Genomic DNA, 25783 nt, shown 5'->3' with positions numbered 1-25783 from the left:
AATATTTCTAGTTTAAGAGATGACGTATTTCAAAGCATTATTGACTCTCCGGATAAGCAAAGGAAGTTATACAAGCGGACATTGCTTATAGTGAGCCTTTCGCAAATATTTGGCGGTGCGGGTCTTGCTGCGGGGATTACAGTTGGTGCCTTGCTTGCCCAGCAAATGCTTGGTAAAGATACACTAACTGGACTTCCAACCGCTTTATTTACATTAGGCTCTGCCGGTGCGGCCTTATTTGTCGGGAGATTATCGAATCGTTTTGGACGGCGCACTGGTTTAACGGCTGGTTTCATAACTGGCGGGGTTGGAGCAATTGGTGTAGTGATTGCTGCGATAACGAATCAAATTTTTCTTTTATTTGCTTCTTTATTTGTTTACGGTGCAGGAACAGCCGCTAACTTGCAAGCTCGATATGCGGGAACAGACCTGGCGAGTAAAAAGCAGCGGGCAACTGCAGTAAGTATAACGATGGTTTCGACCACCTTTGGTGCGGTTGCAGGTCCAAACTTAGTAGATGTAATGGGGAATCTTGCTGCTTCAATGGGTGTCCCAGCATTGGCTGGACCATTTATTTTAGCCGCTTTTGCTTTTATCCTTGCTGGATTAATCCTTTTTATAATGCTTCGTCCGGACCCGTTTGTTATCGCTAGAGAATTAGAAGAAAACAAACAAATTTCAGCAGAAGAAGCTTCCGAAACAAATAAATGGGGGATTACGGTCGGGGCAATTATTATGATTTGGACACAAATTGTGATGGTTGCCATCATGACGATGACACCGGTTCATATGAAGCATCATGGTCATGGTTTAAAGGAAATTGGGATTGTGATTGGTGTTCATGTAGCTGCTATGTTTCTTCCTTCTCTTATTACCGGAGTACTAGTGGATAGGGTTGGTAAAACAAAAATGGCTATTGCTTCCGGAGGGACGTTAATGCTTGCGGGGGTAATAGCAGCATTTTCTCCAAATGATTCCATGATTTTATTAGGAACTGCCTTAGCTTTACTCGGGTTAGGATGGAACATTGGCTTAATAAGCGGGACGGCTTTAATTGTTGATTCAACAGAACCGTCGACACGTGCCAAAACACAAGGAACAGTGGATGTGTTTATTGCTTTGGCAGGTGCTTCCGGCGGAGCATTATCGGGAATGATTGTCGCCAATTCAAGTTATATTGTATTGTCGCTGGCAGGCGGCATTTTATCCTTGCTCCTTATTCCAATTGTGTTATGGCCGCGCCATAAGGAACAAGACAAGGTACAACTAAATGTATAGAGATAAGCAGATTTGACAATATTATTTTTTTAGATTACTATATACCTATAGGGGTAGTGGTAATAAAAGATATTTTAGGAGGAAGTCATTAATGAATAAAAAAGTAGCAATTATCGCAAGTAATGGTGGTTTATTTGATGCCTATAAAGTATTTAATATCGCTACGGCGGCTGCAGCAACCGATCAAGAGGTAGCGGTTTTCTTTACATTTGAAGGATTAAATTTAATTCATAAAGAAGCACATAAACAGCTGTCAATGCCAGCAGGTAAAGAACATTTCGCAGAAGGTTTTGCTAAAGCAAATGTACCTTCTATTCCGGAGTTAGTCGCTATGGCTCACGACTTAGGCGTTAAATTTATCGGCTGTCAAATGACAATGGATGTCATGGGATTAGATACGAAGGACTTTGTTGATGGAGTCGAGGTTGGCGGCGCAGTTACATTTCTAGATTTTGCAAAAGATGCAGATGTTACACTAACATTTTAAAAAGACAAACGCTTGGATGCCAAGCGTTTTTTTTGTGCTTAATATAATCTTAACAATTGTATGAGAGGATTGAATCATACTTTTTAGGAAGGGGATTGCAGATGTTAGAGTACGAGTATAAAAATGGTGTAACAAATCATGAAACAATTTACGGTATTTTACCTATTTCATCTGATGATTCAAAGGGTTATAGACCATTCGAATTATTGGTTTCATCTATTGTTGGATGCAGCAGCGGGGTATTATATAAAATTTTAGAAAAGAAAAGAATGAAAGTTGAGGCAATTCGTATCCAATCAAATGTTGAAAGAAAAAAGGAAGAGGCTAATAAAGTAACCGAAATTAGCCTGCATTATATCATTGAAGGCACGGGTCTTAAGGAAGAACAAATTAAAAAATCCATTGAGATGGCATTTAAAAATTGTGCGATGGTTCAGTCAGTTAAAGATAGTATTAAAATAAGTGAGTCATTTGAAGTCATAAATCATTAACATCTCCTTCGCTTATTATACCCCTTGTGGTATAATAAGCGAAAAAGAGCTTTAATGGCTTTGTGAATTAAAGGGGGGTCCCTTATGCAGATTGTTCAAATAGGGTCTTTTGCTATTTTGTTTAAATGGCTTTTGCTTGGAATTGCTGTCCTTTTCGCTATACTCGTTATCAAGCTTTGGCTAATAAGAACTCAAGAAAGGGAATTACATAAAAAAATATTAGATGTATTATCAAATAGTCTATTTTTAGGATTTCTTATTTGGAAAGGGAGCTTAATCATCCTTGAGCCATCTTTGGTGATGAAAAGTCCATTCTCCTTATTGTATTTTACGGGAGGAATGAAAGGACTGTTTCTTGCAATCATCCTTTCCATAGTTTTCTTCGTGTTTAGAGCACAGAAAAGCCATATAGGAAACTTGCTTATCTCACAAACTGGATTCATTTTTAGTTTTTCTGTCATAAGCGCATACCACATTTTAGAACTTGTATTTTTGGATAACGACAAAATGATTCACCTTATTCTAGGTTTTTTTCCTATTTTTGTTCTGATGTTCTTTTTATTTAAACAGCAATTATCCGAAAGGAAAATTTTTACCAATTACATCTTATTTTCTTTTCTGAGTCTTTTTCTATCTTTTGCTCAAGGAAAAACAGATTCAAGGTTATTCATATTTTCAATCGAACAGTGGTTTTTTATCGGGCTCATTATTGTTTCATTATTTAATTGGGATAAAAAAACCATTTCTTAATTGATTCTTAACAATCGTTTGTAAGAATAAAGCCGATAGGGGAGTTTTCTATGGCAAATATCTCAATTTTCATTGCCCGGAATTCCATTTCTCATTTTGTCAGTAATTGTAACGTATTCATTAGAAAAGAATAAATAATTTTTTACCAAAGCTCAATGGGGTGATTCTAATTATCATTTGCATTTTACTTTTTACTGGCAAAATGCAAATGATAAGTGCCTTTTCATCCACTTATACTATCTAGAGGAGTGAATAAAGTGTACAAAAAGATAATCGTTATCATTGCTTTATTTGGTCTAATTGGATGGGGAATATATGATTATACCTCATCACCAACTGAAGCTGAAAAGAAAATACAGGAAGTAAGTAAACCTAGTGATCAAGGTTCCATAAAAATTGGCTTTCAAGAGGGAAACAAAGCTCCTAATTTTCAATTGAAGACATTGGATGGAAAAGATGTTCAACTGTCCGATTTTAAAGGGAAGAAACTAATCTTGAACTTTTGGGCAACCTGGTGTCCGCCATGTAAAGCAGAAATGCCTCATATGCAAGAATTCTATAAAGAACAAAAAGGAAAAAATGTTGAAATTTTAGCCGTAAACTTAACGACGGCGGAAAAAGATCCCAATGGGGTTGGAGCGTTTGTGAAGGATTATGGTTTAACCTTTCCAATATTACTAGACAGCACTGGGGAAATAGGAGATGCATATCAAGCCTTTACGATTCCAACAAGCTATATTATTGATACGAATGGTATAATCTATAAGAAAATAATTGGTCCAATGGATATAGAGATGATGACTGAAATTATGAAAAGTATTAATTAAAGTGGCTTTTTAATAAAAAATCGGGGGAAGTTGGACATTCACATGTTATTCAATTTGTCTGGTAAAAACCGAAAAATTAGCCGTGATTGAAGACTTTATTTGTTTGGCCGCTAAGTAGTGTCTCCAATAGCCCCGATTGGAGACAATTTTTTCTATGCTCCTACTACCTTTGTTTCTAACCCTAAATCCACATAGTAAGGCCTATTATAATAATGGATTGTTAATTTGTATTTAAATCTCCCATACCCCCACACAGGAACATTCTCAAGTACATACAATATTATGGACAATTTATACCTGAAGAGGAAGTGTATGTATAATGACTAGCCCATCTAGGCTAGAATTACCAGCTTATCATCTTTTCATTCGTCCGGCTAATCTTCGAGAACTTAAGCGTGATATTTGGTTCGATGATCCCGTTCCGGCGAAGTTAATGATGAATAACAAAACTTATGATATTGGCATTGCCTTTCGAGGAAATCATATCCGCGAATTTGAAAAGAAATCCTACCTTTTTACATTCCTAAAACCCTCAGCCTATCAAAAGAACCAAGAATTGCATCTTAACGCTGAATTTATGGATTCCTCGCTTATACGATCGAAATTATCCTTCGATTTTTTTCAAGAGATTGGTGTTCACTCACCGCAAACAAAACACATCGTATTAAAAATCAATGGAAAAAATGCCGGCATTTACTTAGAAATAGAGTCCGTTGACCGTTTATTTTTTCAAAAAAGAAACATACCGGTAAAGGCAATCTACTATGCGGAAAACAGTAACGCCGATTTTTGTTTATTCAGCACGTATGATAAAAGTTTTAAGCTGGATGTATTAGCCGGTTATGAACGCAAATATGGGGATATCGAGGATGATCAGTATTTAAGGGCATTTATTTTTAAAATCAATACCCTTTCTAATGAGGATTTCCCAACTGAAATAAAAAAGTATTTAGACGTTGATCAATTTTTCAGATGGTACGCTGGTGTCGTTTGTATTCAAAACTTTGATGCTTTCCACCAAAACTATGCCTTAGTCCTTAATGCTGAAACAAATCTATTCGAAATCATTCCATGGGATAATGAAGCCACATGGGGAAGAGATTGTCACGGAGCAATCATGGAGTATGATTTTGTCCCGATTACTGGTGATCAAACCAACCTTCTGGCTGTCCGTCTTTTAGAACATGGACTGTTTAGAAAACAATATAGGGAGCTGCTTGAGAAAATCCTTGCTGAAAAATTTACAGAGAGTTACCTAACACCAAGAATAGATTCTTTAAAAACAATGCTGCAAAACGATTTAAGGAAAGATCCTTACATTTCGTATTCGTTAGAACAGTTTGAGAAAGAAATAGATTTGATTCGTCAATTCATTCGGAATCGTCGAACGTACATTCAAAATCATTTAATAGATTTAAAATCCTAGGTTGTATTGTCCTTAAAAAATCCTTATATCATTAGGAAATAAGCCCTTACGCATTCACTCTCCTTTGAATACTTTATTTTAAGTCGGACAAGCATTTCGACATTTTCATAAAGGAGGGATGTACATTGAATGCTAATGTAAACCTGTTAGTAGGTTTCCATCCTGATTGTAATAAGGCTCAGCGTGTCTATTTACATCAGGTAAATGGGTGTAAGGTTATTAAGCAATTTCCCGAAATTAACGTAGAAGTCGTAACGGTTCCCCAAATTAATGCCACCTTTGCATTTAAGGCCTACCACGCTTCACCCCATGTTACTTTTGTAGAAACAGAAAAGACCTATTCAGCTAACTTCAGACCCAATGATCCATTTTATAAAACACCAATTCAAACTTCAAATAACGGACTGCAATGCCAATGGGGGCTTAGGAGAACGAATCCGGAGCAGGCATGGGATCAGGTCCGCAATCGAACACCTTCTCAAATCATTGCGATATTGGATACAGGTATTGACCCAAACCATCCTGATTTAGCGCAAAAAATAGTTTCACCGGCTAATTTCACTACAGATAGTAGTTTTATTGATATTAATGGTCATGGAACACATGTTGCGGGGGTTGCAGCTGCCGTTACGAATAATAAAACCGGAATCGCAGGGATGAGTTTTAATACGGCTAACATCATGCCCGTCAAAGTTTTAGGCGGTCCACAAGGACAAGGCCAAACTTCCTGGATTGTAGCAGGAATACTTTATGCAGTGAACAATGGGGCAAATGTCATTAACATGAGCTTAGGCAGTCCTGCATATAGCCAAGCCTTTCAGCTGGCCATCAATTTTGCTTGGAATCGAGGCCTCGTGATCGTAGCATCAGCCGGTAATAATGGAAATGAACAAATACAATATCCTGCTGGGTATAATTATGTATTTTCAGTTTCTGCAACAAATCAGGCGAATGATCGTGCTTATTTTTCTAGCTGGGGCATGGATGTTGGCGTTACTGCTCCTGGTATTGCTATTCTTTCAACAACTCCTACTTATCCAGTAGCAAATGTACAATTAAACTACGATGCTTTAAGCGGGACATCACAGGCAGCACCATTTGTAGCCGGATTGGCAGTTATGTTAAGAGCGATCTACCCGCAGCTTAGCAATCAAGAAATTATTCAGGTTATTCAGAGATCAGCAAAACCAATTGATGCAGCCATTAAAGAATGGGATGCTTTCTTTGGATATGGGTTAATCGATGCTAGTAACGCCGTAAAACGTACGAGCGGGAAAGCCATACGCAGGCAGTCAACATTAAATCAAAATCTTCCGTGCAGTGCAGAGGCAAGAACCTCAGGAAATCGAAGCAGCGGCAGGAGAAATAGAGGGAAAAATTTGAAAACAAAGTTAGGCAGTTTTTATGGACAAGTCGTTAACCAAAATGGAAATCCAATCGGAAATGCAAGAGTCTTTGCACGAAGAGGTAATATTAATGTATCTATGTATACGACGAAAACCAATGTCTTAATTGATACAGGAGTAACCGCTTCGGATGGAATGTTCCGTCTGCCAAATCTTCAGGCAGGGTCCTATGGCATATTTGTAGCATTGCCGGGACAAGCACCTGTACAAATTACCACTGCGACAATTACACCGGGCGCAGATCTATTTCTTCGATTGGTGGTATAATAACCCAAGTGAGTAAACCTTCTAAATTAATAAGTAAGGTGAAAAAAGCTTTTGGGAACACTGCCCAAAAGCCTTTTTATCTTTAAAGATAGAAAATGTTTTATTCAAAAACCGAAGGGGAGTACTCACTTTGATCCCAGTATTTCAATGTTTCCATTTTAGAGGTAGGGATTTCTTCCGTGACATTTCCATTTGGGTCCTTATAAATCTCGTATTCTTGGTACGTTTCTACGATATAACCATCTACCTTTTCTATCTTTTCTAATTTTTCTACAAGCTCTGGTTCTTCTTCAGCTGGCTGTATGCTGGCTGGCTGCGCTATTACCGGCTGGTCAGCGGAATAAGAATAGTTAATATTCATAAATGAGTACGGTGAATCAAGGTAGGCAACGAAACCTAGTGTGAGCAAAAGACCCAGCACGCTTATAAAGGTTGATAATTTCATTTTTCCCCGGCTCCTTTAATCAAATGAATCTTCGTACTCATTCTATGCTAGTCCATACCTTAAAATTACATATTCACAGCATCCTTTGGGCGGAATAATAGAAATAGGACAAAGGCTGCGATTGTGATAATGGCTCCTGATATATACGGCAGCCCAATGGACAAGGAAAAAAGCCAGCCTCCAAGCGGTGGTCCAATAATTCTTCCTAATGAATCAAAAGAAGATAATAGTCCGGTTGAGCTTCCATGGCCTGTTTTTGCTGTCTTGGTAAGCAGGGAAGAGACACTTGGACGGATTACACCATTCCCGAGTCCAAATATCGTTAAATAAATTGCTGCGGTAGCAAAGTTATGTACAAGTAAAATTAACCCAAATCCAATAGCGGATACAATTATCCCGCCTTGAATAACGGCATTTTCTCCATATTTCTTTGTCCATTTACCGACTAAGCCGCCTTGGACCATCGCACTGCCGAACCCCATGATCATGAAAATATAACCAAGCTGTACCGTATTGAGCCCGGCTTTTTTGGCCGCAAAATAAGCAAAGGTTGCTTCCAAGCCTGAAAGAGATAAAGAAATAAATAATTGCACAATAAACAAGACAGAGGCGCCGCTGTTAAAAGCGCTCCAAAAGGATTGCTTTTTCTGAATAGAATCGCTGCTTTTGTGTTTGGATTCTTTTAATAGAAGCATTACCAGAAATAAAGTAAGAAACGATGAGGCGCTTGCAATGTAAAACGGCATGCTTAAACTAATTTTGGAAAAAATCCCGCCAATTGCCGGGCCAAAAACAAAGCCCAAGCCCGTTGCTGCACCTATTATCCCCATTCCTTTACCACGGTTTTCCGCTGTTGTTATATCAGCAACATAAGCCATTGCGGTTGGCATATTGGCGGATGACAGAATTCCTCCGATGATCCTTGCGGCAAAGAGCATCCACAGCTCGGTTGAAATCGCTTGGATGAAAAACGATAGTGCCAGCCCGGCAATTCCAATCATCATCACCGGTTTTCTCCCAATCCGGTCGGAAACTTGTCCCCACATCGGAGCAAAAATGAGCTGCATCAGCGAATAGACCGCCATTAAAAGACCAAGTTCTGTTGGGGTAGCTCCAATTTCTTCAGCGTAAAACGGCAATACTGGAATAATGATGCCAAATCCCACCATTACCAAAAACATCACTACAAATAAAATCGGTAAAGCTGATTTTGTTTGCAAAGGAAGATCACTCCTTATAAAAAATACTAAAATGTCATTATTATTTCTTTTAAAAGCCCATTTACAATTATCACCTAGCATGGTAAGACTATGCAAGCCTGAAAATCATAAAGTAAAAAGGGTCCCAAGAATGGAACCCTTTAACTATTTAGTTCGATTGTGCCCATTCCTCGACATCCCAGATTTTTGTCACCCAATCCTCGTAAAAATCTGGTTCGTGGCAGACTAGAACGACCGTTCCTTTGTAGGCTTTCAATGCTCGTTTCAATTCTGCTTTCGCATCAATATCGAGATGGTTTGTCGGCTCGTCGAATAAAATCCAGTTACTTTCTGTCATCATCAGCTTGCAAAGGCGCACCTTCGCCTGCTCGCCACCGCTTAGCTGGTTTAGCGGGCGGGAGATATGTTCGTTTTTTAATCCGCAGCGGGCGAGAGCAGCGCGTACTTGATGTTGATCCATGTGCGGGAAGGAATTCCAGACATCCTCAATTGGTGTAATATTACCGGCCTTTACCTCTTGTTCAAAGTACGAAGGGAAGAGGAAATCGCCGCGCTCTACTTTCCCACCGAGCGGTTCAATTTTTCCAAGCATGGTTTTCAGTAAAGTTGATTTACCGACACCATTGCAGCCTATTATGGCAACTTTCTCGCCGCGCTCTAATGTCATTTCCATTTTTGGCAAGAGTGGGTGAGAATAGCCAATCTCAAGTCCTGATGCTTCAAAGACATAACGGCTGCTTGAGCGCGATTCTTTAAATTCAAATGTTGGTTTCAAGGCAGTTTCAGGGCGATCAATCCGCTCCATCCGGTCTAACTGCTTTTGCCGGCTTTTGGCCCGGCCAGTCGTCGAATATCGTGCTTTGTTTTTCGCGATAAAGTCTTCTTGCTTTTTGATAAATTCCTGCTGCTTTTCGTAAGCATTAATATGCTGATTCTTATTAATTTCAGCAAGTTCCAGGAATTTTTCATAGCTTGCTGTATACCGGGTTAACTTGGAAAATTCCAAGTGAAAAATAGCATTTGAAACTGAATTCATAAATTCAGTATCGTGGGAAATTAATAAGAACGCATAAGGATAATCTTTTAGATAAGATGATAACCAACGGATATGCTCTACATCGAGATAGTTGGTTGGCTCATCTAGCAAAAGAACTTTGGGCTGCTCTAATAGGAGTTTTGCTAACAATACTTTTGTACGCTGTCCACCGCTAAGTGCAGCTACATCACGGTCAAGACCAATGGCATCTAGTCCTAGTCCTCTTGCCGCTTCTTCAATTTTAATATCCAAAGAATAGAAGCCGCCGGCGTCAAGTGCATCTTGAATTTCACCCATTTTTTCAAGCAATACCTCAAGCTCCTCAGGTGAAGCATCAGCCATTTGTGCGGTTACTTCATTTAATTCTTTTTCTTTTTCAAATAGGGGAAGAAAGGCATCACGAAGTACATCGCGCATCGTTTTCCCCCGTGTCAGCACTGTATGCTGATCCAAGTAGCCGTAATGAACGCCTGGTGTCCATTCAACCCGGCCGCCGTCATGAATCAATTGCCCGGTGATGATGTTCATTAACGTCGACTTTCCAACACCATTTGCTCCTACAAGACCGACATGATCTTCTGCTAATAAGCGGAATGAAACATCTTTAAATAATGTTCGATCTCCGAATGTATGTGATAAATTTTCAACATTTAATAGACTCATTTTATTTTGTAATCCTCGCTTTACTCAAAAAATCAATCATTCTTCCATCATACTAGAATTTCGAAAATCCGACTAGATTATCTAGAGAAATTTTCATGAATAGCTATTTTCAAAATATGGCAATGAGAAAAAAACATATTTTTTGATTCATAGTGATGGCGTTTAAACCAAACATTGAGCTTGTACATATTATATAGAAATAAGCAGGAAGGGAGGAATGCTTGTGAACAAAACCCCTTTTGGAGTAAATATTGGTACAATTTCTGGAGGGATTGTTAATTTTGGAGGGGCGGTAAAGATTGCTCCGGTATCAGTCACAAAGACTATATCAGGCTCTGGTGAAGGGAACAGCGGTTCCAGTGTAACAACTTCTAGCGGCTTAAATACTTCTAGCATAAATGGAATTTTAGATGTCATCAGACGGAGCATGGAGTAGCTCCGTCTGATGCGTTTTTTATATTAAGAAGCTTTTAGACTCTGTGCGGCTTGCTTTTGTTTAACCGGTTTTACAACATTAAAAATAATATTAAGGAAAATCGCTGTTAAACTTCCAGAAACAATCCCGCTGTTGGTTAAAATTTTTACACTCTCAGGGAGAGCATCAAATAAATTAGGAACTGTAGTTACACCTAAGCCAACACCTACAGAGCAGGCAATGATTAATAAATTTTCCTGTGATGAAAAATCCACTTTACTTAACATTTTGATTCCTGAAGCGATAACCATACCAAACATTGCTACCATCGCGCCGCCAAGGACAGCAGTAGGAATAACGGTAGTTAATGCGCCGATTTTTGGTAAAAAGCCGAGAAATACAAGCATGCCGCCCATAAGGTAAATCACACTTTTATCCTTAACACCAGAGAACTGGACAAGACCAACGTTTTGTGAATAGGTAGTGTAAGGAAATGAATTGAAAAATGCTCCGATGACACTTGCTAATCCTTCTGCACGATACCCTTTTACTAAATCTTCTTCCGATAATTTTCGACCAGTAATATCTGCTAGGGCAAAATAAACCCCTGATGATTCTACAAGACTTACAATAGCAACAAGTGTCATTGTAATAATTGGCGCTAAGTCAAATGAAGGTGAAGCAAAATGTAATGGAGTTACCATATGGAACCATGATGCATCATTGACTGCAGAAAAATTGACTTTTCCCATGAACGCAGCGGCAATGGTTCCCGCCAGTAATCCTAATAAAATCGAAATGGCACGAATAAAACCTTTAAAGAAACGGTATAAAACTATAATAAATAAAAGCGTACCAAATGCCAGTGCAATATTAGAAACAGATCCAAAATCTGAACTGCCTTGTCCGCCGGCAACATTATTCATCGCAACAGGTATTAAAGTAGTTCCAATGATAGTCACAACTGAGCCGGTAACAACAGGAGGGAAGAAACGAATCAATTTCCCGAAATATTTTGCAATCAAAATAACGATAAGCCCAGATACTAAAATTGAACCGTAAATAGATGAAAGTCCATATTGTCCGCCAATGGCTATTATTGGACCAACGGCCGTAAAGGTACAGCCAAGGACAATCGGAAGTCCGATTCCAAAGAAACGATTTTGCCAAACTTGTAAGAGTGTCGCAATCCCGCTTGTTAAAATATCTAATGAAACTAAATAAGCTAATTGTTCATTAGTAAAATGGAGGGCTTTACCTATAATCAAAGGGACAATCACAGCCCCGGCATACATGGCCAATACATGCTGAATCCCTAATGAGGCGGTTTTAAATGGATGTTTCATTAGACAAGCTCCTCCACATTTTCATTTTTAAAAATGACTTCTCCATCGTTAAGAGCGGCGATCCGTGCTAACGATTCCACTCTGTAACCAAGTTTCTCTAGCTCGGCAGCTCCCTCCTGGAAGGACTTTTCAATAACGATACCGATTCCCGCAATGCTTGCGCCGCTTTTCTTGACAATATCAATTAACCCAAGTGCTGCTTGACCATTCGCAAGAAAATCATCGATGATTAAAACATGGTCATCTTTTTGAACATATTTATTTGAGATAGAAATTTCGTTTGTTTCATTTTTCGTAAAAGAATGGACTGATGCAGTAAGTAAACCTTCAGACAGGGTAAGTGACTTTCTTTTTCTAGCAAAAACTACTGGGACATGTAAGTATAATCCTGCCATAACTGCAGGGGCAATCCCGGATGATTCAATCGTTACAATCTTGGTTATTCCTTCTTCGGCAAACCGATTAGCGAATTCCTTCCCAATTTCCTGCATTAATTCGGGATCTATTTGGTGATTTAAAAAAGAATCCACTTTTAATACATGCTTGGATAATGCTTGTCCATCTCGCTTAATTCTTTCTTCTAATAGTTTCATGTTAACCTCCAAAGTTTTGCCGCATTGAAGCTGATACAGCACTGGTTTCAATTTATTTTGCACAAAAAAGCCCAAAGGTTATTGCTTCACTTCAAAATAGAGTGAGGCAATGACCTTCGGGCTTTATCCGAAAGGAATAGGAAGGAAGTCCGCTGAATATCACTTCAGACGGAATGCTCATTACCCACTCATAGTCGGATTGTTAACGGCAATCCGGTAGAAACTTGCGAGCCATATTCCCGCTATTATATGAGTGAAACATATGAATTTGATATTCACATTATAAAACCCTTAGTAGCGTAAAGCAATCCTTTTTTAGCAAAAAACGAATGGAATTTTTAAATAAATACATATCGTTCGGGTTTTGCAAACAGTTTTAACAGGTTTATATCTAGTTCAATTAAATGATTGAACAATCATTCATTTTTAGATACTATAAAAAGTGTGCGATTTGTTCAGAAAATTCAAAATGGGAGAGGTGCTTTTATGGTGAAAATGATTCCTGATTTATGGTGGAATCTGTTACGCTTGCCGGTGATTGCTGCCCCTATGTTTTTGGTGTCAGGCACCGAATTGGTAAAAACCTGCTGCTTGAGTGGTGTTATCGGTTCATTTCCAGCGCCGAATGCACGTCCAATTGAGGTGCTGGATCAATGGATGGGAGAATTAAATGAGAGCTTAAATGATGCACGGGAAAAAGATCCTGCCGGGAGGATTGCACCATGGGCGTTGAATATGGTTGTTCATAGTTCATACAGCCGCCTTAAGGATGAATTGGAGTTAATCAAAAAACACAAGCCGCAATTGGTGATTACTTCTTTAGGTAGCCCAAAGGTAGTTGTAGAGATTGTCCATGAATACGGTGGTCTTGTTTTTTCCGATGTCAGTGATGTGAAGTTTGCCAGGAAAGCCGCAGAAGCTGGAGTGGATGGGCTGATCTTGGTTGCCAGCGGTGCTGGGGGGCATGCAGGGCAAATCAACGGTTTCGCATTTGTTGATATGGTTCGCTCTTTTTGGGATGGAATTATTGTGTTAGCTGGTTCGATCTCAACTGGCAAAGGAATTTTAGCGGCACAGGCAGCAGGGGCTGACCTCGCATACATGGGAACACGATTAATCGTCGCAACAGAAAGTCTGGCAAATGATGAATATCGAGAAATGCTGGTTGGGGCGACACAGGAAGATATTGTTTTGACAGATGCTTTTTCCGGTGTTAATGCCAATATGTTAAAACCAAGCATTAAAAAAGCAGGACTAGATCCGGAGCAGCTAGTGAGCAAGGAAAAAGTGGATTTTGATGATATGCAAAGAGATACGAACGCGAAGGCATGGCGCGATATTTGGTCCGCTGGCCACGGGGTCGGAGCAATTGACCGAATTGAATCGGCTGCGGATATTATACGGCGTTTAGAAAAGGAATATAAACAGGCATTGGAAAGAATTAATCAAAATGCCAAGAATTTAACAGGCGTCCATGCAAAATAACCCTTCATGCAAGCAGTCTAAATTTCTTAGACTGCTTTTCTAATTGTGCTGATGCTTGCCGTTAGCGGGTAAATTAGTAAATTTGAGGGGCTAATAAGAAAAAATGACGGGTATTTTAGCAAGTTATACGGGTAAATTGTAAAAGTTGGCGGCTGTATCCCATAATTCCACAGGTTAACAAAAGAAACAAACCCCGAAAATTAGACATTTACAACAGATTATTGGGATAACCTAAAGAATGAAAAAAAATTTCGCGAATTTGTCCTCTTGACATGAACACTTTACGGATAATATGATAAATTATAAGTAATAAATCCTTTTATATTGGGATTTTTATTAATTCCAACTGTCCTCCTCAGGTGGACATTTGTTCATTGCATAACGACAAAAATGAATACATAAAGGAATAAGGGGGATTTAAACAGTGTCCAGTACTATTTTAGAGAAATTTTTAAATGAAAATCTTGAAGATTTAAAGGGTAAAGGCCTTTATAACGTTATCGACCCGCTTGAAAGCCCAAATGGTCCGGTAATTACGATTAACAGAAAAGAGCTAATTAACCTTTCATCAAATAACTATCTTGGGTTAGCAACCGATGACCGATTGAAAAAAGCAGCCACAGATGCACTCGAAAAATACGGTGTCGGGGCAGGCGCGGTTCGTACTATAAACGGTACATTAAAACTTCACGTAGAACTTGAAGAGAAATTAGCTGAATTTAAACATACTGAAGCAGCCATCGCTTATCAATCAGGATTCAACTGTAATATGGCAGCAATCTCCGCAGTTATGGATAAAAACGATGCTATATTATCTGATGAATTAAACCACGCATCCATTATTGATGGCTGCCGGCTTTCTAAGGCAAAAATCATTCGCTTTAATCATTCCGATATGGAAGATCTTCGCGCGAAAGCAAAGGAAGCGAAAGAATCAGGCCAGTACAACAAAATTATGGTTATTACAGATGGCGTGTTCTCAATGGATGGAGACATTGCGTTGTTACCGGAAATCGTTAAAATTGCCGAAGAATTCGATCTAATTACTTATGTTGATGATGCGCACGGCTCTGGTGTTTTAGGTGATGGAGCCGGAACGGTGAAGCATTTCGGCCTTTCCGATAAAATCGATTTCCAAATTGGAACGTTGTCAAAAGCAATCGGTGTTGTCGGCGGATATGTAGCCGGTAAGAAAAATCTGATTGACTGGTTAAAAGTACGCAGCCGTCCATTCTTATTTTCTACTTCATTAACACCTGCAGATGTCGCGGCAAGTAAGCGCGCAATTGAGATCTTAATGGAAAGCACAGAGCTTAATCAAAAACTGTGGGAAAATGGAAACTATTTAAAAAGGGGATTAAAGGAACTTGGATTCAATATCGGCAATAGTGAAACACCGATTACTCCTTGCATAATCGGGGAAGAAACCACGGCACAGGAATTCAGTAAACGATTAATTGAAGAAGGGGTTTACGCCAAAGCAATTGTATTCCCAACTGTCCCTAAAGGAACAGGAAGGGTCCGTAACATGCCGACTGCTGCACATACGAAAGAAATGCTTGATCAAGCAATTTCTATTTATGAAAAAGTTGGTAAGGAAATGGGTATTATTTAAAATAGACTAACGAACAAGGACGGGGAACATCGATGAAGCGAATACTAATTACAGGTGCACTTGGACAAATAGGATCTGAGCTAACCTTAAAACTTAGAGATCTTTATGGTGCCGACAATGTTATTGCCACCGATATTAAGAAAAATGACAGCGAAGCGGCCCACAGTGGTCCGTTTGAAATTCTCGACGTTACCGATGCAAATAGGATGGTGGAGATAGCTAAAAAACACAAGGTCGATACCGTCATGCATTTAGCTGCACTTTTATCAGCAACTGCTGAATCAAAGCCGGTATTTGCTTGGAATTTAAATATGGGCGGCATGTTAAATGCACTTGAGACAGCAAGGGAAGTAAAGGCGCAATTTTTTACACCTAGTTCAATAGGCGCATTTGGTCCATCTACTCCTAAAGATAATACCCCGCAGGATACGATTATGCGTCCTACCACCATGTATGGAGTAAATAAAGTAGCAGGTGAACTTTTAGCTGACTACTACTATCATAAATTTGGGGTTGATACTCGGGGCCTTCGCTTCCCTGGACTGATTTCCTATGTAGCCATGCCGGGCGGAGGAACAACCGATTATGCGGTTGAAATTTATTATGAAGCGGTTAAAAATCGCAGATATACCTCCTATATTGATAAAGGCACCTATATGGACATGATGTACATGCCTGATGCTTTAAATGCTATCGTGGACTTGATGGAAGCTGATCCCAGCAAGCTCATCCACCGTAATTCCTTTAATGTTAGTTCGATGAGTTTTGACCCAGAAGAAATTGCTGCTAGTATCGCCAAGTATATTCCTGGCTTTAAAATTTCATACAATGTGGATCCGGCAAGGCAAAATATCGCTGATAGCTGGCCAAATTCCATTGACTCTGCAGCAGCCAAAGAGGAATGGGGATTTAAGTTCGATTACGATTTAGATAAAATGACGCAGGATATGATTGATAAATTAAGACAAAAAATGCAGTTGAGAATTTCCGGCTGATAGAAAAACAGCGAAGCACCTTGGCTTCGCTGTTATCTTTTTACATACATTAATTTGTCTTCCTTATCGATAACCCGTCCGACAATGGATGCATCGGTTAACCCGTTTGACCTGAGCTCCCTCACATACTGCTCTGCCTCTTCCACACTAATAGAAATAAGCAGTCCTCCAGATGTAATGGCATCACATAAAACCAACTGTTCCTCCGGAAGAATGTCATCATAAATAACATCATCCTGCAGCCATTTGTGGTTCGACTTAGAACCTCCTGGGACAACCCCATTTTTTGCTAGTTCAACCGCTCCTTCTAAAATCGGCACTTGCGATAACGAAATTTCAAAGCTTACATTACTTCCGCGTGCCATTTCACTCCCATGACCTAGGAGTCCAAATCCAGTTACATCCGTCACAGAATGTGGCTTAAAGGCGGTCAGCGTTTCAGCTGCTATTTTATTCAGCATAGCCATTGTTGCAGTTACGAGCTGTTCCTGTTCTGGTGAAACCATACTTCGTTTGATTCCAGTTGTTAATATGCCGACGCCAATGGGTTTTGTTAATACGAGTACATCACCTGATTTTGCACCAACATTTTTCCATACTTTATCAGGATGTACGATCCCTGTAACGGAAAGTCCAAACTTAGGCTCTTGGTCATCAATCGAATGACCGCCTACTGTGATGGCTCCAGCTTCTTTTACTTTATCGGCTGCACCCCGTAAAATTTCCGCTAAGATGTTTGCTCCTAGTTTTTTAATGGGAAACCCGACAATATTCAAAACGGTTTTTGGCTCACCGCCCATTGCATACACATCACTCAAGGAATTGGCAGCCGCAATTTGTCCAAACATATAAGGATCATCCACAATCGGGGTAAAATAATCGACCGTTTGGATTAGGGCAATCGAATCAGTTAATTGATAAACTCCCGCATCATCGCTCGTTTCGTTTCCAACAAGCAATTCAGGGACTGGGTCTTGCTTTGGTAATAGACGCAAAACTTGCGTCAGGTCTTCAGGACCAATTTTACAACCTCAGCCAGCTTTCGTGGATAACGAGGTCAGGCGAATTTTCTCATGTTCACTCATAATATGTACACCTCCACTCTTAGTAGTATAACTCTATCTCAATGAAACTGCACGATTGGTGCAAAGAATTTGCAAATGCCTAAATGGCTGAGATACAATTATTTCTATTATATTAATAAAAAGAAAATGCTGGTAAAAGGGGGAATTTACTGTGGGTAAGTATAATGTAATTGTAGAATTTTGTATGATGTGAAACTATGCACCAAAGGCCGCGAGTTTCGCGGAAGAGTTGATTACCCATTTTAGAAGGGATATTGAAAAACTGGAATTGATTCCAGCATCAGGCGGTGTCTTTGAAGTAACGGTTAACGGTAAAAAAATCTATTCGAAGGATGATACAGGGCTTTTTCCTGATACCGACGAGATTATTCAAATATTGGAATCATAAAAGGTCCTTAAGAAGAAGGACCTTTTATGATTTTCAGTAATAATGTTATGTAAACTGAATAAAAAAAAAGAAATGCTACGGCAAGGTAATATAGCGATTTTTTCCTAATCCATTCTTTGTCTTAGAAATAAAAATTTCGAGCATACCATTTTGAAATATAGCGGTCACACAATGATGGATAATTTGGAAGGGGAAATGAATTGTCCTTTCCTTTTTAAGAAAGGCAGAAGGGTATGAATGCTCTTGCTTTTGTGTTGAAATGTTTAGATCGGATTCTTTGATCATAACTTTTATATCGGAACTTAGGTAACCTTTTAATACCGCTTCTACAATCCAATGATCATCTGTTTCATAAATATCTATTTTAAACAATGCATGATCTTCGTGTTCAGTTCGCGGGTCAAGAAAATAATCGCGTAACCATTGTTCCATTTTATCATAATCGGCTGACAGATTTTGATTTATTTTTTTTTCATCCAAAGCCAGCGCCCCCTTGCTCGTTTCATTTTATTCACACAAGCGGAAAACGTGAAAGATGGTATAATAAGTCGTAAGATGTATTTGTAAAGGAGTTTTATTTGTGAAAGAAACCCTACGATTCATACCACCTGTCCATGAACTGCAGAACCATTCAACGTTTCTAATGCTCCTGAAAGAAATGGGACTGGATAAAGTCCAATTAACCAAATCCTTAAAAGAAGTATTAGAGCAAGTTAGGCAAGCCATTATCAATGATCAATGGCAGGGAACTATGCCGGGGACAGATCAATTTATTGAAGAGTTATTCATAATGCTTGAAAAAACTGCCACAAAACAGTTTTCATATACAATAGAAAAAGTGATTAATGCTACAGGTACCATTTTACATACTAATTTAGGCAGGGCTCGGCTAAGTAAGACCGCTATTCAACATGTTGTAGAAACGGCAGGAAGTTATTCAAATCTTGAATATAAACTTTATGAAGGGGAACGAGGTTCACGTCACAGCCATGTGGAAGAGCTTATTAAAGAAATTACTGGTGCAGAAGCAGCGATGGTCGTTAATAACAATGCAGCCGCTGTTTATCTTGTATTACGGGCACTTGCTGCAAACAAAGAAGTGATTGTATCAAGAGGACAGTTAGTTGAAATCGGCGGTTCGTTTCGTATTTCTTCGATTATGGAAGAAAGTGGGGCAAGGCTTGTCGAAGTTGGAACAACGAATAAAACCCATTTATATGATTATGAAAAAGCAGTCACGAATGAGACGGCTATGATTATGAAAGTCCATACAAGTAATTTTAAGGTGATAGGCTTTACTAAATCAGTTGCAACAACAGACCTTGTTCAATTAACCAAAACAGGTAATGAACTTATTTTTTATGAAGACCTTGGAAGCGGCGCCTTGTTTGACTTTAGAAAGCATGGTATTGGTGAAGAGCCGGTAGTCAAAGAGGTCATTGAAATGGGGGCAGATATTGTCACCTTTAGCGGCGATAAGCTGCTTGGAGGACCTCAGGCTGGGATTATTGCTGGGAAAAGAAAATTCATAGACAGTTTGAAAAAACATCAATTAGCCAGAGTTGTCCGTGTGGATAAAATGACGCTTGCGGCGCTCGAGGGTACATTACTAGAATATGCCCGCGGTGAAATGGCAATGCGTAATATTCCGACAATCCGGGATTTATTAGTGTCTGCTATTGAATTAGACGAAAGATCACAACGGTTTGTTACAAAATTATTACAAAAAACAAATTGTTTTAAAACGGAAATCTTTCCTGACGTCAGCCAAGTAGGCGGTGGAACAATGCCAGATGTTGAACTGTCAACTATGGTGATTGCATTAACGCATCATTCTTTAACAGCCGAACAATTGGGAAGGAAATTGCGCACAGAACATAAACCTGCCATTGTAGGAAGAATTCAGAAAGAGCAGTTTCTAATCGATTTACGAACAGTTTCAGCGGAGGAAGAGGACCAGCTTCTTGAGGCGTTAATAAATATTTAAAAGAAATCGGCTGAAACGCCGATTTCTTTATGTCTAGCTTAAGCTCCCACGACTAGTGTCCTTCGATCTTCTCCCTACAATAAGTCAACAACGAATCACTTTCGCTCTTTGTGTTTCCTTTAGTCGAAAGACCTTCAGGCCATACGTCGCTACCCAGGCGCTTCCGCTTTTCTACATATCATGACTGGAATTATGCTTTGCCCGTGTATGGTTGGCATTTTTTACTTTTTTCGATCCACTAAGTGGTTCCGGTTGTCCGGATTGTTTAGGAGCATTTTTTTGCATGTCTTTACTGTCATTTTTATTGGTCATTTTTCATCCCTCCTCGTAACCATTAGGATGCAATCAAAAGCCTTTTTTATGCTGTATATTTTTTCTCGGGTTGTGCAATTTAAAGGGTAAACAAAAATGAAGGAGGAAGAAAAGTGACACAAAGAAATCCTTATAATAAGAATAAACAGGAAGCGTTTCAAGCGGCGCAGCAAGGTTTTGAGGATGCTCAAGGGCTGTTTGAAACCATCGTTAGCGACAGTGCTAACTATGGCCATCAACTAAAGCATTTAAAAAATGAAGTCAATGAAGCATACCAGCAAATTGAAAATGCGCTGGAGGTTGCCTCTGAAAAACAGCGGGCACAATTGGAGCAGTTCCAACAAGATTTGGAGCAAATGGTAACAGAAGTTAATCAAGATTAGAAAAAAGAATGGGTCCTCACGGCTGGGGACCCATTTTCACGTAACTATCACTGATTTTTCTTTCGTTTCTTATTATTACGCTTCTCCATTTCGGTTAACGGTTCATTTGCTATTTCTTCATGAAAACCTGCGCCATTTCCCTGGGCTTTAGCAGCATTCATTCCAGGAATTACATGATTCGCCTTTCTTTTAGCCATCCCAATCACCTCCTATGTAAATACTATTTCCTCTGGAATAAAATAAATGACAAAGAATTATTTTTTTGACATAATAATATAGATGACCATTCAGTTTTCAATTTATAAATTACATATGGTAATCCACGGTTATCAAAATATTCTGAACAGGTTATATGAAAATTGATAAGCAAAACTTATCAAGAACAATAACTTTCTTGTTATTTACTTATGTAATCGCTTGTATTAATATGGAATTGAAGCTGGATGGAAAAATCAAATTTATATCTTTTTTGTTGAAATTCGGTTTTTTAATGTCGAGTAAGGGGGTTTTTTGAATGGTGAAAAACGATGTATTTAATGCCCGTTCTTCCTTTGATGTGAACGGCAAAAGCTATCATTACTACCGATTAAATGCTTTAGAAGAAGCAGGCGTTGGCAATGTATCTAAATTGCCATATTCCGTTAAAGTATTACTTGAATCTGTGCTCCGCCAATATGACGGTCGTGTCATTACAAAAGAGCATGTTGAAAATTTAGCAAAATGGGGAACTGACGAACTGAAAGAAGTGGATGTTCCATTTAAACCATCTCGTGTTATTCTGCAAGACTTTACTGGTGTACCAGCAGTCGTTGACCTTGCTTCTTTAAGAAAAGCAATGGCAGACCTTGGCGGTGACCCTGATAAAATCAATCCAGAAAAAACAGTTGATCTAGTTATCGACCACTCTGTACAAGTTGATGCATATGGTTCAGCTGATGCTTTGAAAATCAATATGGATTTTGAATTTGAACGTAACGCTGAGCGTTATCAATTCTTAAGCTGGGCACAAAAAGCATTTAACAACTATCGTGCTGTTCCTCCGGCAACTGGTATCGTTCACCAAGTTAACCTTGAATTTTTAGCAGATGTAGTTCACGTTGCCGAAGTTGACGGTGAATTAGAAACTTATCCAGATACATTGGTAGGAACTGACTCTCATACAACAATGATCAACGGTCTTGGTGTTCTTGGATGGGGCGTTGGCGGTATTGAAGCAGAAGCAGGAATGCTTGGTCAGCCTTCATACTTCCCAGTTCCTGAAGTAGTTGGGGTTAAATTAATCGGCGAGCTTCCAAACGGTGCAACTGCAACTGACCTTGCTTTAAAAGTAACTCAAGTTCTTCGTAAGCATGGTGTAGTTGGTAAATTCGTTGAATATTTCGGTCCTGGTGTGTCATCTCTTCCACTTGCAGACCGTGCAACAATTGCTAACATGGCTCCTGAATATGGTGCAACTTGTGGATTCTTCCCAATTGATGAAGAATCACTTGCATACATGCGCTTAACAGGCCGTGATGAAGAGCAAATTAACGTGGTTGAACAATATTGCAAAGCAAACGGCTTATTCTTCAATCCATCTGATGAACCAGTTTATACAGATGTAATCGAAATCAACCTTGCTGAAATTGAAGCAAATCTTTCTGGTCCTAAGCGTCCGCAAGATTTAATTCCACTTTCAAAAATGAAGGAAGAATTCGTGAAAGCTGTATCTGCGCCACAAGGCAACCAAGGATTCGGCTTACAAGCTGATGAGCTTGTAAAATCAGCAACCATTAAATTTAACAATGGTGACGAAGCAGAAATCAAAACTGGTGCGGTGGCTATTGCTTCTATCACAAGCTGTACGAATACTTCTAACCCATATGTTCTTGTGGCTGCTGGTCTAGTTGCGAAAAAAGCAGTTGAACTCGGCATGGAAGTACCAAAATTCGTAAAAACTTCTTTAGCACCAGGGTCAAAGGTTGTAACAGGATATCTTCGTGATTCCGGATTGCTTCCATATCTTGAGCAAATCGGCTTTAACCTAGTTGGTTACGGCTGTACAACTTGTATCGGTAACTCCGGTCCATTAAAAGAAGAAATTGAAAAAACAATCGCAGAAAACGATCTTCTCGTTACATCTGTTCTTTCAGGGAACCGTAACTTTGAAGGGCGTATTCATCCGCTTGTAAAAGCAAACTATCTTGCTTCACCACCATTAGTTGTGACTTATGCGCTAGCTGGTACAGTGAATGTAGATTTTGCTGCTGAGCCAATTGGCAAAGACAAAGACGGCAATGATGTATTCTTTAAAGATATTTGGCCATCAACTGCAGAAGTAAATGACGTAGTTAAACGTACCGTTACTCCTGAACTATTCCGTAAAGAGTACGAGAACGTATTCGGAGACAACGAGCGTTGGAACGAAATCAAAACTAGCAATGAGCCGTTATACACTTGGGATGAGGATTCAACTTATATTGCGAACCCTCCATTCTTTGAGGGGTTATCAGCAGAACCTGGTACAGTAGAACCATTATCTGGCCTTCGTGTAGTAGGTAAGTTTGGTGATTCTGTTACAACTGACCATATCTCTCCTGCAGGAGCTATTGGTAAAAATACACCTGCCGGAAAATATTTATTAGAAAAAGGCGTTCAGCCTCGCGACTTTAACTCTTACGGTTCTCGCCGCGGTAACCATGAAGTTATGATGCGTGGAACATTCGCAAACATTCGTATCCGAAATCAAATCGCTCCTGGTACAGAAGGCGGCTTCACTACTTACTGGCCAACAGGCGAAGTTACATCTATTTACGATGCTTGCATGAAGTATAAAGAAAACGGAACTGGATTAATGGTTCTTGCAGGTAAAGATTACGGAATGGGCTCTTCCCGTGACTGGGCTGCAAAAGGTACTAACCTATTAGGCATTAAGACTGTTCTTGCTGAAAGCTTTGAGCGTATCCACCGTTCAAACCTTGTGTTGATGGGTGTACTTCCACTTCAATTTAAAGATGGGGACAGTGCTGAGTCACTTGGTTTAACTGGTAAAGAAACATTCGAAGTTCAAGTTGATGAAAATGTAAAACCACGTGACTTAATTAAAGTAAGTGCTACTGACGAAGCTGGCAACAAGAAAGAATTTGAAGTATTAGTACGATTCGACTCTGAAGTTGAAATTGACTACTATCGTCACGGCGGTATCTTACAAATGGTTCTTCGTGAAAAATTACAAGCATAAGATTAGTTTTAAAAAACACCATGCGCTCAGCTCATGGTGTTTTTTACCGTCTCTTAAATTGTTCACAGAATCGGCAAATTGCTATTTTGTTTTACCTGAGTTTATAGTGTAAAATCAAATAGGGTAAGTATGAACGAAAGGAAGGGGGATTCGGGATGATTAAGAAAGTAATTGCTGCTGTTGTCTTAATTGCATTATTAACGGTGGCGATTGTACAGGCAGTTGATAAAAAATCAGATAAACAGCCCGATACCGCAAAAGAGGTCTCAGCAACAGCATTGACAATTGGTGCAAAGGCCCCTGATTTTGAATTAAAAACATTGAACGGTGAATCGGTAAGGCTTTCTGACTTAAAGGGAAAGAAACTTATGTTAAATTTCTGGGCAACATGGTGCGGTCCATGTAAAGCAGAAATGCCTGAAATGGAAGAATTTTATAAATCAGCCGATAAGGATATCAAAATCCTTGCTGTCAACATTGATCCGCAACTAGACGTAAAAGGATTTGTTGATGAATACAAGATTACATTCCCTGTTCTTCTTGATACAGAGGATGCCGTTAATACGAAATATCAGGTAATCTCAATCCCGACGACTTATTTTATTGATAGCAACGGTATCATACAAAACAAATTTGTCGGCACTATGAAGCTGGATGATATGAAGGACTTTACCAATAAGCTAAAATAACTAGACGCGGGTTTCGACCGGCGTCCTTTTTTATCAAATTATAAAAGCCGATTGATAACTTTTTTATGTTAATTAAAAAAGCGCTGAAATTTTCAAAAAGTTGTAATAATTAGAACGGTTTCTGGGAATAATACTTGTTACAATAGGTAATAAGGAAGGTGATAAACATGAGAAGACCAAGAAAACGTTCCTTTGCGGAATTAGTTTCAGAAAATAAATCACAACTTTTGAAAGATAGTGCTGCATTGGAAAAAATCGAACAGCGCCTAGAACAAAAACGTCTAGGTAAGGCTGAATAAAACAAAAGATTTCCAATCATGGTTCCCCGCTTAAATGGACAAAATAGTTATTAAGGGGGGATTAATTATGGGTAAAGGTTATCAAACAAAACGTTTTAGACCTGATCATATTGGAACACAGCCGCAAGGATTTGGCGGGAATAAAGGCAAACAAATGCAAGATAAATCCGGCCAGCAAGTCCAAGTAATGCAAACAAAAGGTGAATAACATAAATGGTAAGACCCAAGGGCTTAGGACGTCTGCGGGTCTTTTTGTTTGCTGTACTTTAGGTTCATTTGCTATTTTTTACATCTGATATTTTTTTCACAACGATACAAACTATATTTGTACCAAGTACTATTGTTTAGGAGGAATCTTCAGTGGCTTATAATAACAAACCAAAACCTGATGATCGCAGTGATAATGTAGAAAAACTTCAATCCATGATTCACCATACAATTGAGAATATGGAAGCAGCCGAAGAGTCATTAGCGTATACTGACAGCGAGACACAGCGTCAGCAAATTGAAGCGAAAAATCAGCGCAGACGTGAAAGTATCGAATCATTCCGTTCAGAAATTAAAGATGAAGCTAACGCCAACAATAATCAAGGTTAAAATCAATTAAGGACCGCCGATCAGGACAGGTCCTTTTTTTAATCCTTCTGTTTAGTATTCAATGTTTTCTTATGGTAA

General features: G+C 39.1%; 26 protein-coding genes, 1 pseudogene and 1 riboswitch. Of the genes and pseudogenes, 18 read left to right on the top strand and 9 right to left on the bottom strand.

The window, feature by feature from the left end; all coding sequences use genetic code 11:
- Positions 1–3: 3 nt before the first annotated feature.
- The 6 genes from IE222_RS13380 to IE222_RS13350 all read left to right on the top strand — a co-directional run bounded on the left by IE222_RS13380 (position 4) and on the right by IE222_RS13350 (position 6932).
- A complete protein-coding gene (locus IE222_RS13380) occupies positions 4–1278 on the top strand; it encodes an MFS transporter (protein WP_191273695.1) in 1275 nt (424 codons plus the stop codon).
- Between the two features lie 91 nt (positions 1279–1369).
- Positions 1370–1765, top strand: coding sequence for a DsrE/DsrF/DrsH-like family protein (locus tag IE222_RS13375; RefSeq protein ID WP_191273596.1), 396 nt, complete (start codon positions 1370–1372; stop codon positions 1763–1765).
- Between the two features lie 101 nt (positions 1766–1866).
- The gene (locus tag IE222_RS13370; protein WP_191273594.1) at positions 1867–2256 is read left to right on the top strand and encodes an OsmC family protein; all 390 of its coding nucleotides are present in this window, start codon (positions 1867–1869) and stop codon (positions 2254–2256) included.
- Positions 2257–3263: 1007 nt separating this feature from the next.
- Complete coding sequence (locus tag IE222_RS13360) at positions 3264–3833, top strand: peroxiredoxin family protein (RefSeq protein WP_191273590.1); 570 nt, start codon at positions 3264–3266, stop codon at positions 3831–3833.
- A 319-nt stretch (positions 3834–4152) separates the two neighbouring features.
- A complete protein-coding gene (locus IE222_RS13355; protein ID WP_191273588.1) occupies positions 4153–5259 on the top strand; it encodes a CotH kinase family protein in 1107 nt (368 codons plus the stop codon).
- A 125-nt stretch (positions 5260–5384) separates the two neighbouring features.
- Positions 5385–6932, top strand: a complete 1548-nt coding sequence (locus IE222_RS13350) for a S8 family serine peptidase (protein ID WP_191273586.1) — start codon at positions 5385–5387, stop codon at positions 6930–6932.
- Between the two features lie 100 nt (positions 6933–7032).
- On the opposite strand, the gene IE222_RS13345 is transcribed toward IE222_RS13350, so the two are convergent.
- From IE222_RS13345 to IE222_RS13335, 3 genes are all read right to left on the bottom strand, one after another.
- Positions 7033–7377: a hypothetical protein gene (locus IE222_RS13345; protein WP_191273584.1), complete on the bottom strand. Its 345-nt coding sequence runs from the start codon at positions 7375–7377 to the stop codon at positions 7033–7035.
- Between the two features lie 65 nt (positions 7378–7442).
- The gene (locus IE222_RS13340) at positions 7443–8597 is read right to left on the bottom strand and encodes an MFS transporter (protein ID WP_191273582.1); all 1155 of its coding nucleotides are present in this window, start codon (positions 8595–8597) and stop codon (positions 7443–7445) included.
- A 148-nt stretch (positions 8598–8745) separates the two neighbouring features.
- Complete coding sequence (locus tag IE222_RS13335; protein WP_191273580.1) at positions 8746–10296, bottom strand: ABC-F family ATP-binding cassette domain-containing protein; 1551 nt, start codon at positions 10294–10296, stop codon at positions 8746–8748.
- Between the two features lie 223 nt (positions 10297–10519).
- Here IE222_RS13335 and IE222_RS13330 point away from each other — a divergent pair, with 223 nt between their 5' ends.
- Positions 10520–10732, top strand: a complete 213-nt coding sequence (locus IE222_RS13330; RefSeq protein ID WP_191273578.1) for a spore germination protein — start codon at positions 10520–10522, stop codon at positions 10730–10732.
- A 23-nt stretch (positions 10733–10755) separates the two neighbouring features.
- Here the strand turns inward: IE222_RS13330 and IE222_RS13325 are convergent, their stop codons facing one another.
- Both IE222_RS13325 and IE222_RS13320 read right to left on the bottom strand, forming a co-directional pair.
- Positions 10756–12057, bottom strand: a complete 1302-nt coding sequence (locus tag IE222_RS13325) for a nucleobase:cation symporter-2 family protein (protein ID WP_191273576.1) — start codon at positions 12055–12057, stop codon at positions 10756–10758.
- On the bottom strand, positions 12057–12650 hold the full coding sequence (locus IE222_RS13320) for a xanthine phosphoribosyltransferase (protein WP_191273574.1): 594 nt from the start codon (positions 12648–12650) through the stop codon (positions 12057–12059). The genes IE222_RS13325 and IE222_RS13320 overlap by 1 nt, the downstream gene beginning before the upstream one ends.
- Before the next feature lie 171 nt (positions 12651–12821).
- Positions 12822–12923: riboswitch (purine riboswitch) on the bottom strand.
- Positions 12924–13136: 213 nt separating this feature from the next.
- Here IE222_RS13320 and IE222_RS13315 point away from each other — a divergent pair.
- From IE222_RS13315 to IE222_RS13305, 3 genes are all read left to right on the top strand, one after another.
- Positions 13137–14135 (top strand): NAD(P)H-dependent flavin oxidoreductase, encoded by a 999-nt coding sequence (locus IE222_RS13315; RefSeq protein WP_191273573.1) that lies wholly within the window; start codon positions 13137–13139, stop codon positions 14133–14135.
- Positions 14136–14559: 424 nt separating this feature from the next.
- Positions 14560–15750 (top strand): glycine C-acetyltransferase, encoded by a 1191-nt coding sequence (locus IE222_RS13310; protein WP_191273571.1) that lies wholly within the window; start codon positions 14560–14562, stop codon positions 15748–15750.
- A gap of 32 nt (positions 15751–15782) precedes the next feature.
- Positions 15783–16745, top strand: coding sequence for an L-threonine 3-dehydrogenase (locus IE222_RS13305; RefSeq protein WP_191273569.1), 963 nt, complete (start codon positions 15783–15785; stop codon positions 16743–16745).
- A gap of 32 nt (positions 16746–16777) precedes the next feature.
- On the opposite strand, the gene selD is transcribed toward IE222_RS13305, so the two are convergent.
- The gene (gene selD, locus IE222_RS13300; protein ID WP_191273567.1) at positions 16778–17830 is read right to left on the bottom strand and encodes a selenide, water dikinase SelD; all 1053 of its coding nucleotides are present in this window, start codon (positions 17828–17830) and stop codon (positions 16778–16780) included.
- Between the two features lie 205 nt (positions 17831–18035).
- Here selD and IE222_RS13295 point away from each other — a divergent pair.
- A pseudogene (locus IE222_RS13295) lies at positions 18036–18218 on the top strand (Rdx family protein); the annotation flags it as partial.
- Positions 18219–18293: 75 nt separating this feature from the next.
- On the opposite strand, the gene IE222_RS13290 reads toward IE222_RS13295, so the two are convergent.
- The gene (locus IE222_RS13290; protein ID WP_191273563.1) at positions 18294–18698 is read right to left on the bottom strand and encodes an Hsp20/alpha crystallin family protein; all 405 of its coding nucleotides are present in this window, start codon (positions 18696–18698) and stop codon (positions 18294–18296) included.
- Between the two features lie 100 nt (positions 18699–18798).
- Here IE222_RS13290 and selA point away from each other — a divergent pair, with 100 nt between their 5' ends.
- Positions 18799–20205, top strand: coding sequence for an L-seryl-tRNA(Sec) selenium transferase (selA, locus tag IE222_RS13285; RefSeq protein WP_191273561.1), 1407 nt, complete (start codon positions 18799–18801; stop codon positions 20203–20205).
- Between the two features lie 171 nt (positions 20206–20376).
- On the opposite strand, the gene IE222_RS13280 is transcribed toward selA, so the two are convergent.
- Positions 20377–20517 carry a small acid-soluble spore protein P gene (locus IE222_RS13280; RefSeq protein WP_191273559.1) on the bottom strand — a complete coding sequence of 47 codons (141 nt, stop codon included), beginning with the start codon at positions 20515–20517 and terminating at the stop codon, positions 20377–20379.
- Positions 20518–20630: 113 nt separating this feature from the next.
- On the opposite strand from IE222_RS13280, the gene IE222_RS13275 reads away from it, so the two are divergent.
- Positions 20631–20900: a hypothetical protein gene (locus tag IE222_RS13275; protein ID WP_191273557.1), complete on the top strand. Its 270-nt coding sequence runs from the start codon at positions 20631–20633 to the stop codon at positions 20898–20900.
- 47 nt (positions 20901–20947) lie between these two features.
- Here IE222_RS13275 and sspO read toward each other — a convergent pair whose 3' ends face one another.
- On the bottom strand, positions 20948–21097 hold the full coding sequence (sspO, locus tag IE222_RS13270; protein WP_191273555.1) for a small acid-soluble spore protein SspO: 150 nt from the start codon (positions 21095–21097) through the stop codon (positions 20948–20950).
- 317 nt (positions 21098–21414) lie between these two features.
- Between sspO and acnA the strand changes: the two genes are divergently transcribed.
- The 5 genes from acnA to tlp all read left to right on the top strand — a co-directional run bounded on the left by acnA (position 21415) and on the right by tlp (position 25705).
- Positions 21415–24120, top strand: coding sequence for an aconitate hydratase AcnA (gene acnA, locus IE222_RS13265; RefSeq protein ID WP_191273553.1), 2706 nt, complete (start codon positions 21415–21417; stop codon positions 24118–24120).
- Between the two features lie 155 nt (positions 24121–24275).
- Positions 24276–24809, top strand: coding sequence for a redoxin domain-containing protein (locus IE222_RS13260; RefSeq protein WP_191273551.1), 534 nt, complete (start codon positions 24276–24278; stop codon positions 24807–24809).
- Between the two features lie 167 nt (positions 24810–24976).
- Complete coding sequence (locus tag IE222_RS13255; protein WP_191273549.1) at positions 24977–25108, top strand: FbpB family small basic protein; 132 nt, start codon at positions 24977–24979, stop codon at positions 25106–25108.
- A gap of 67 nt (positions 25109–25175) precedes the next feature.
- The gene (locus tag IE222_RS13250; protein WP_066398434.1) at positions 25176–25316 is read left to right on the top strand and encodes an acid-soluble spore protein N; all 141 of its coding nucleotides are present in this window, start codon (positions 25176–25178) and stop codon (positions 25314–25316) included.
- A 152-nt stretch (positions 25317–25468) separates the two neighbouring features.
- The gene (gene tlp / locus IE222_RS13245) at positions 25469–25705 is read left to right on the top strand and encodes a small acid-soluble spore protein Tlp (RefSeq protein WP_191273547.1); all 237 of its coding nucleotides are present in this window, start codon (positions 25469–25471) and stop codon (positions 25703–25705) included.
- Positions 25706–25783 lie beyond the last annotated feature (78 nt).

This window comes from Neobacillus kokaensis, from assembly GCF_014656545.1.
Lineage (GTDB): Bacteria > Bacillota > Bacilli > Bacillales > Cytobacillaceae > Neobacillus > Neobacillus kokaensis.
The sequence above is the reverse complement of the archived record's forward strand: the minus strand, read 5'-3'. Positions and strand labels throughout refer to the sequence as shown.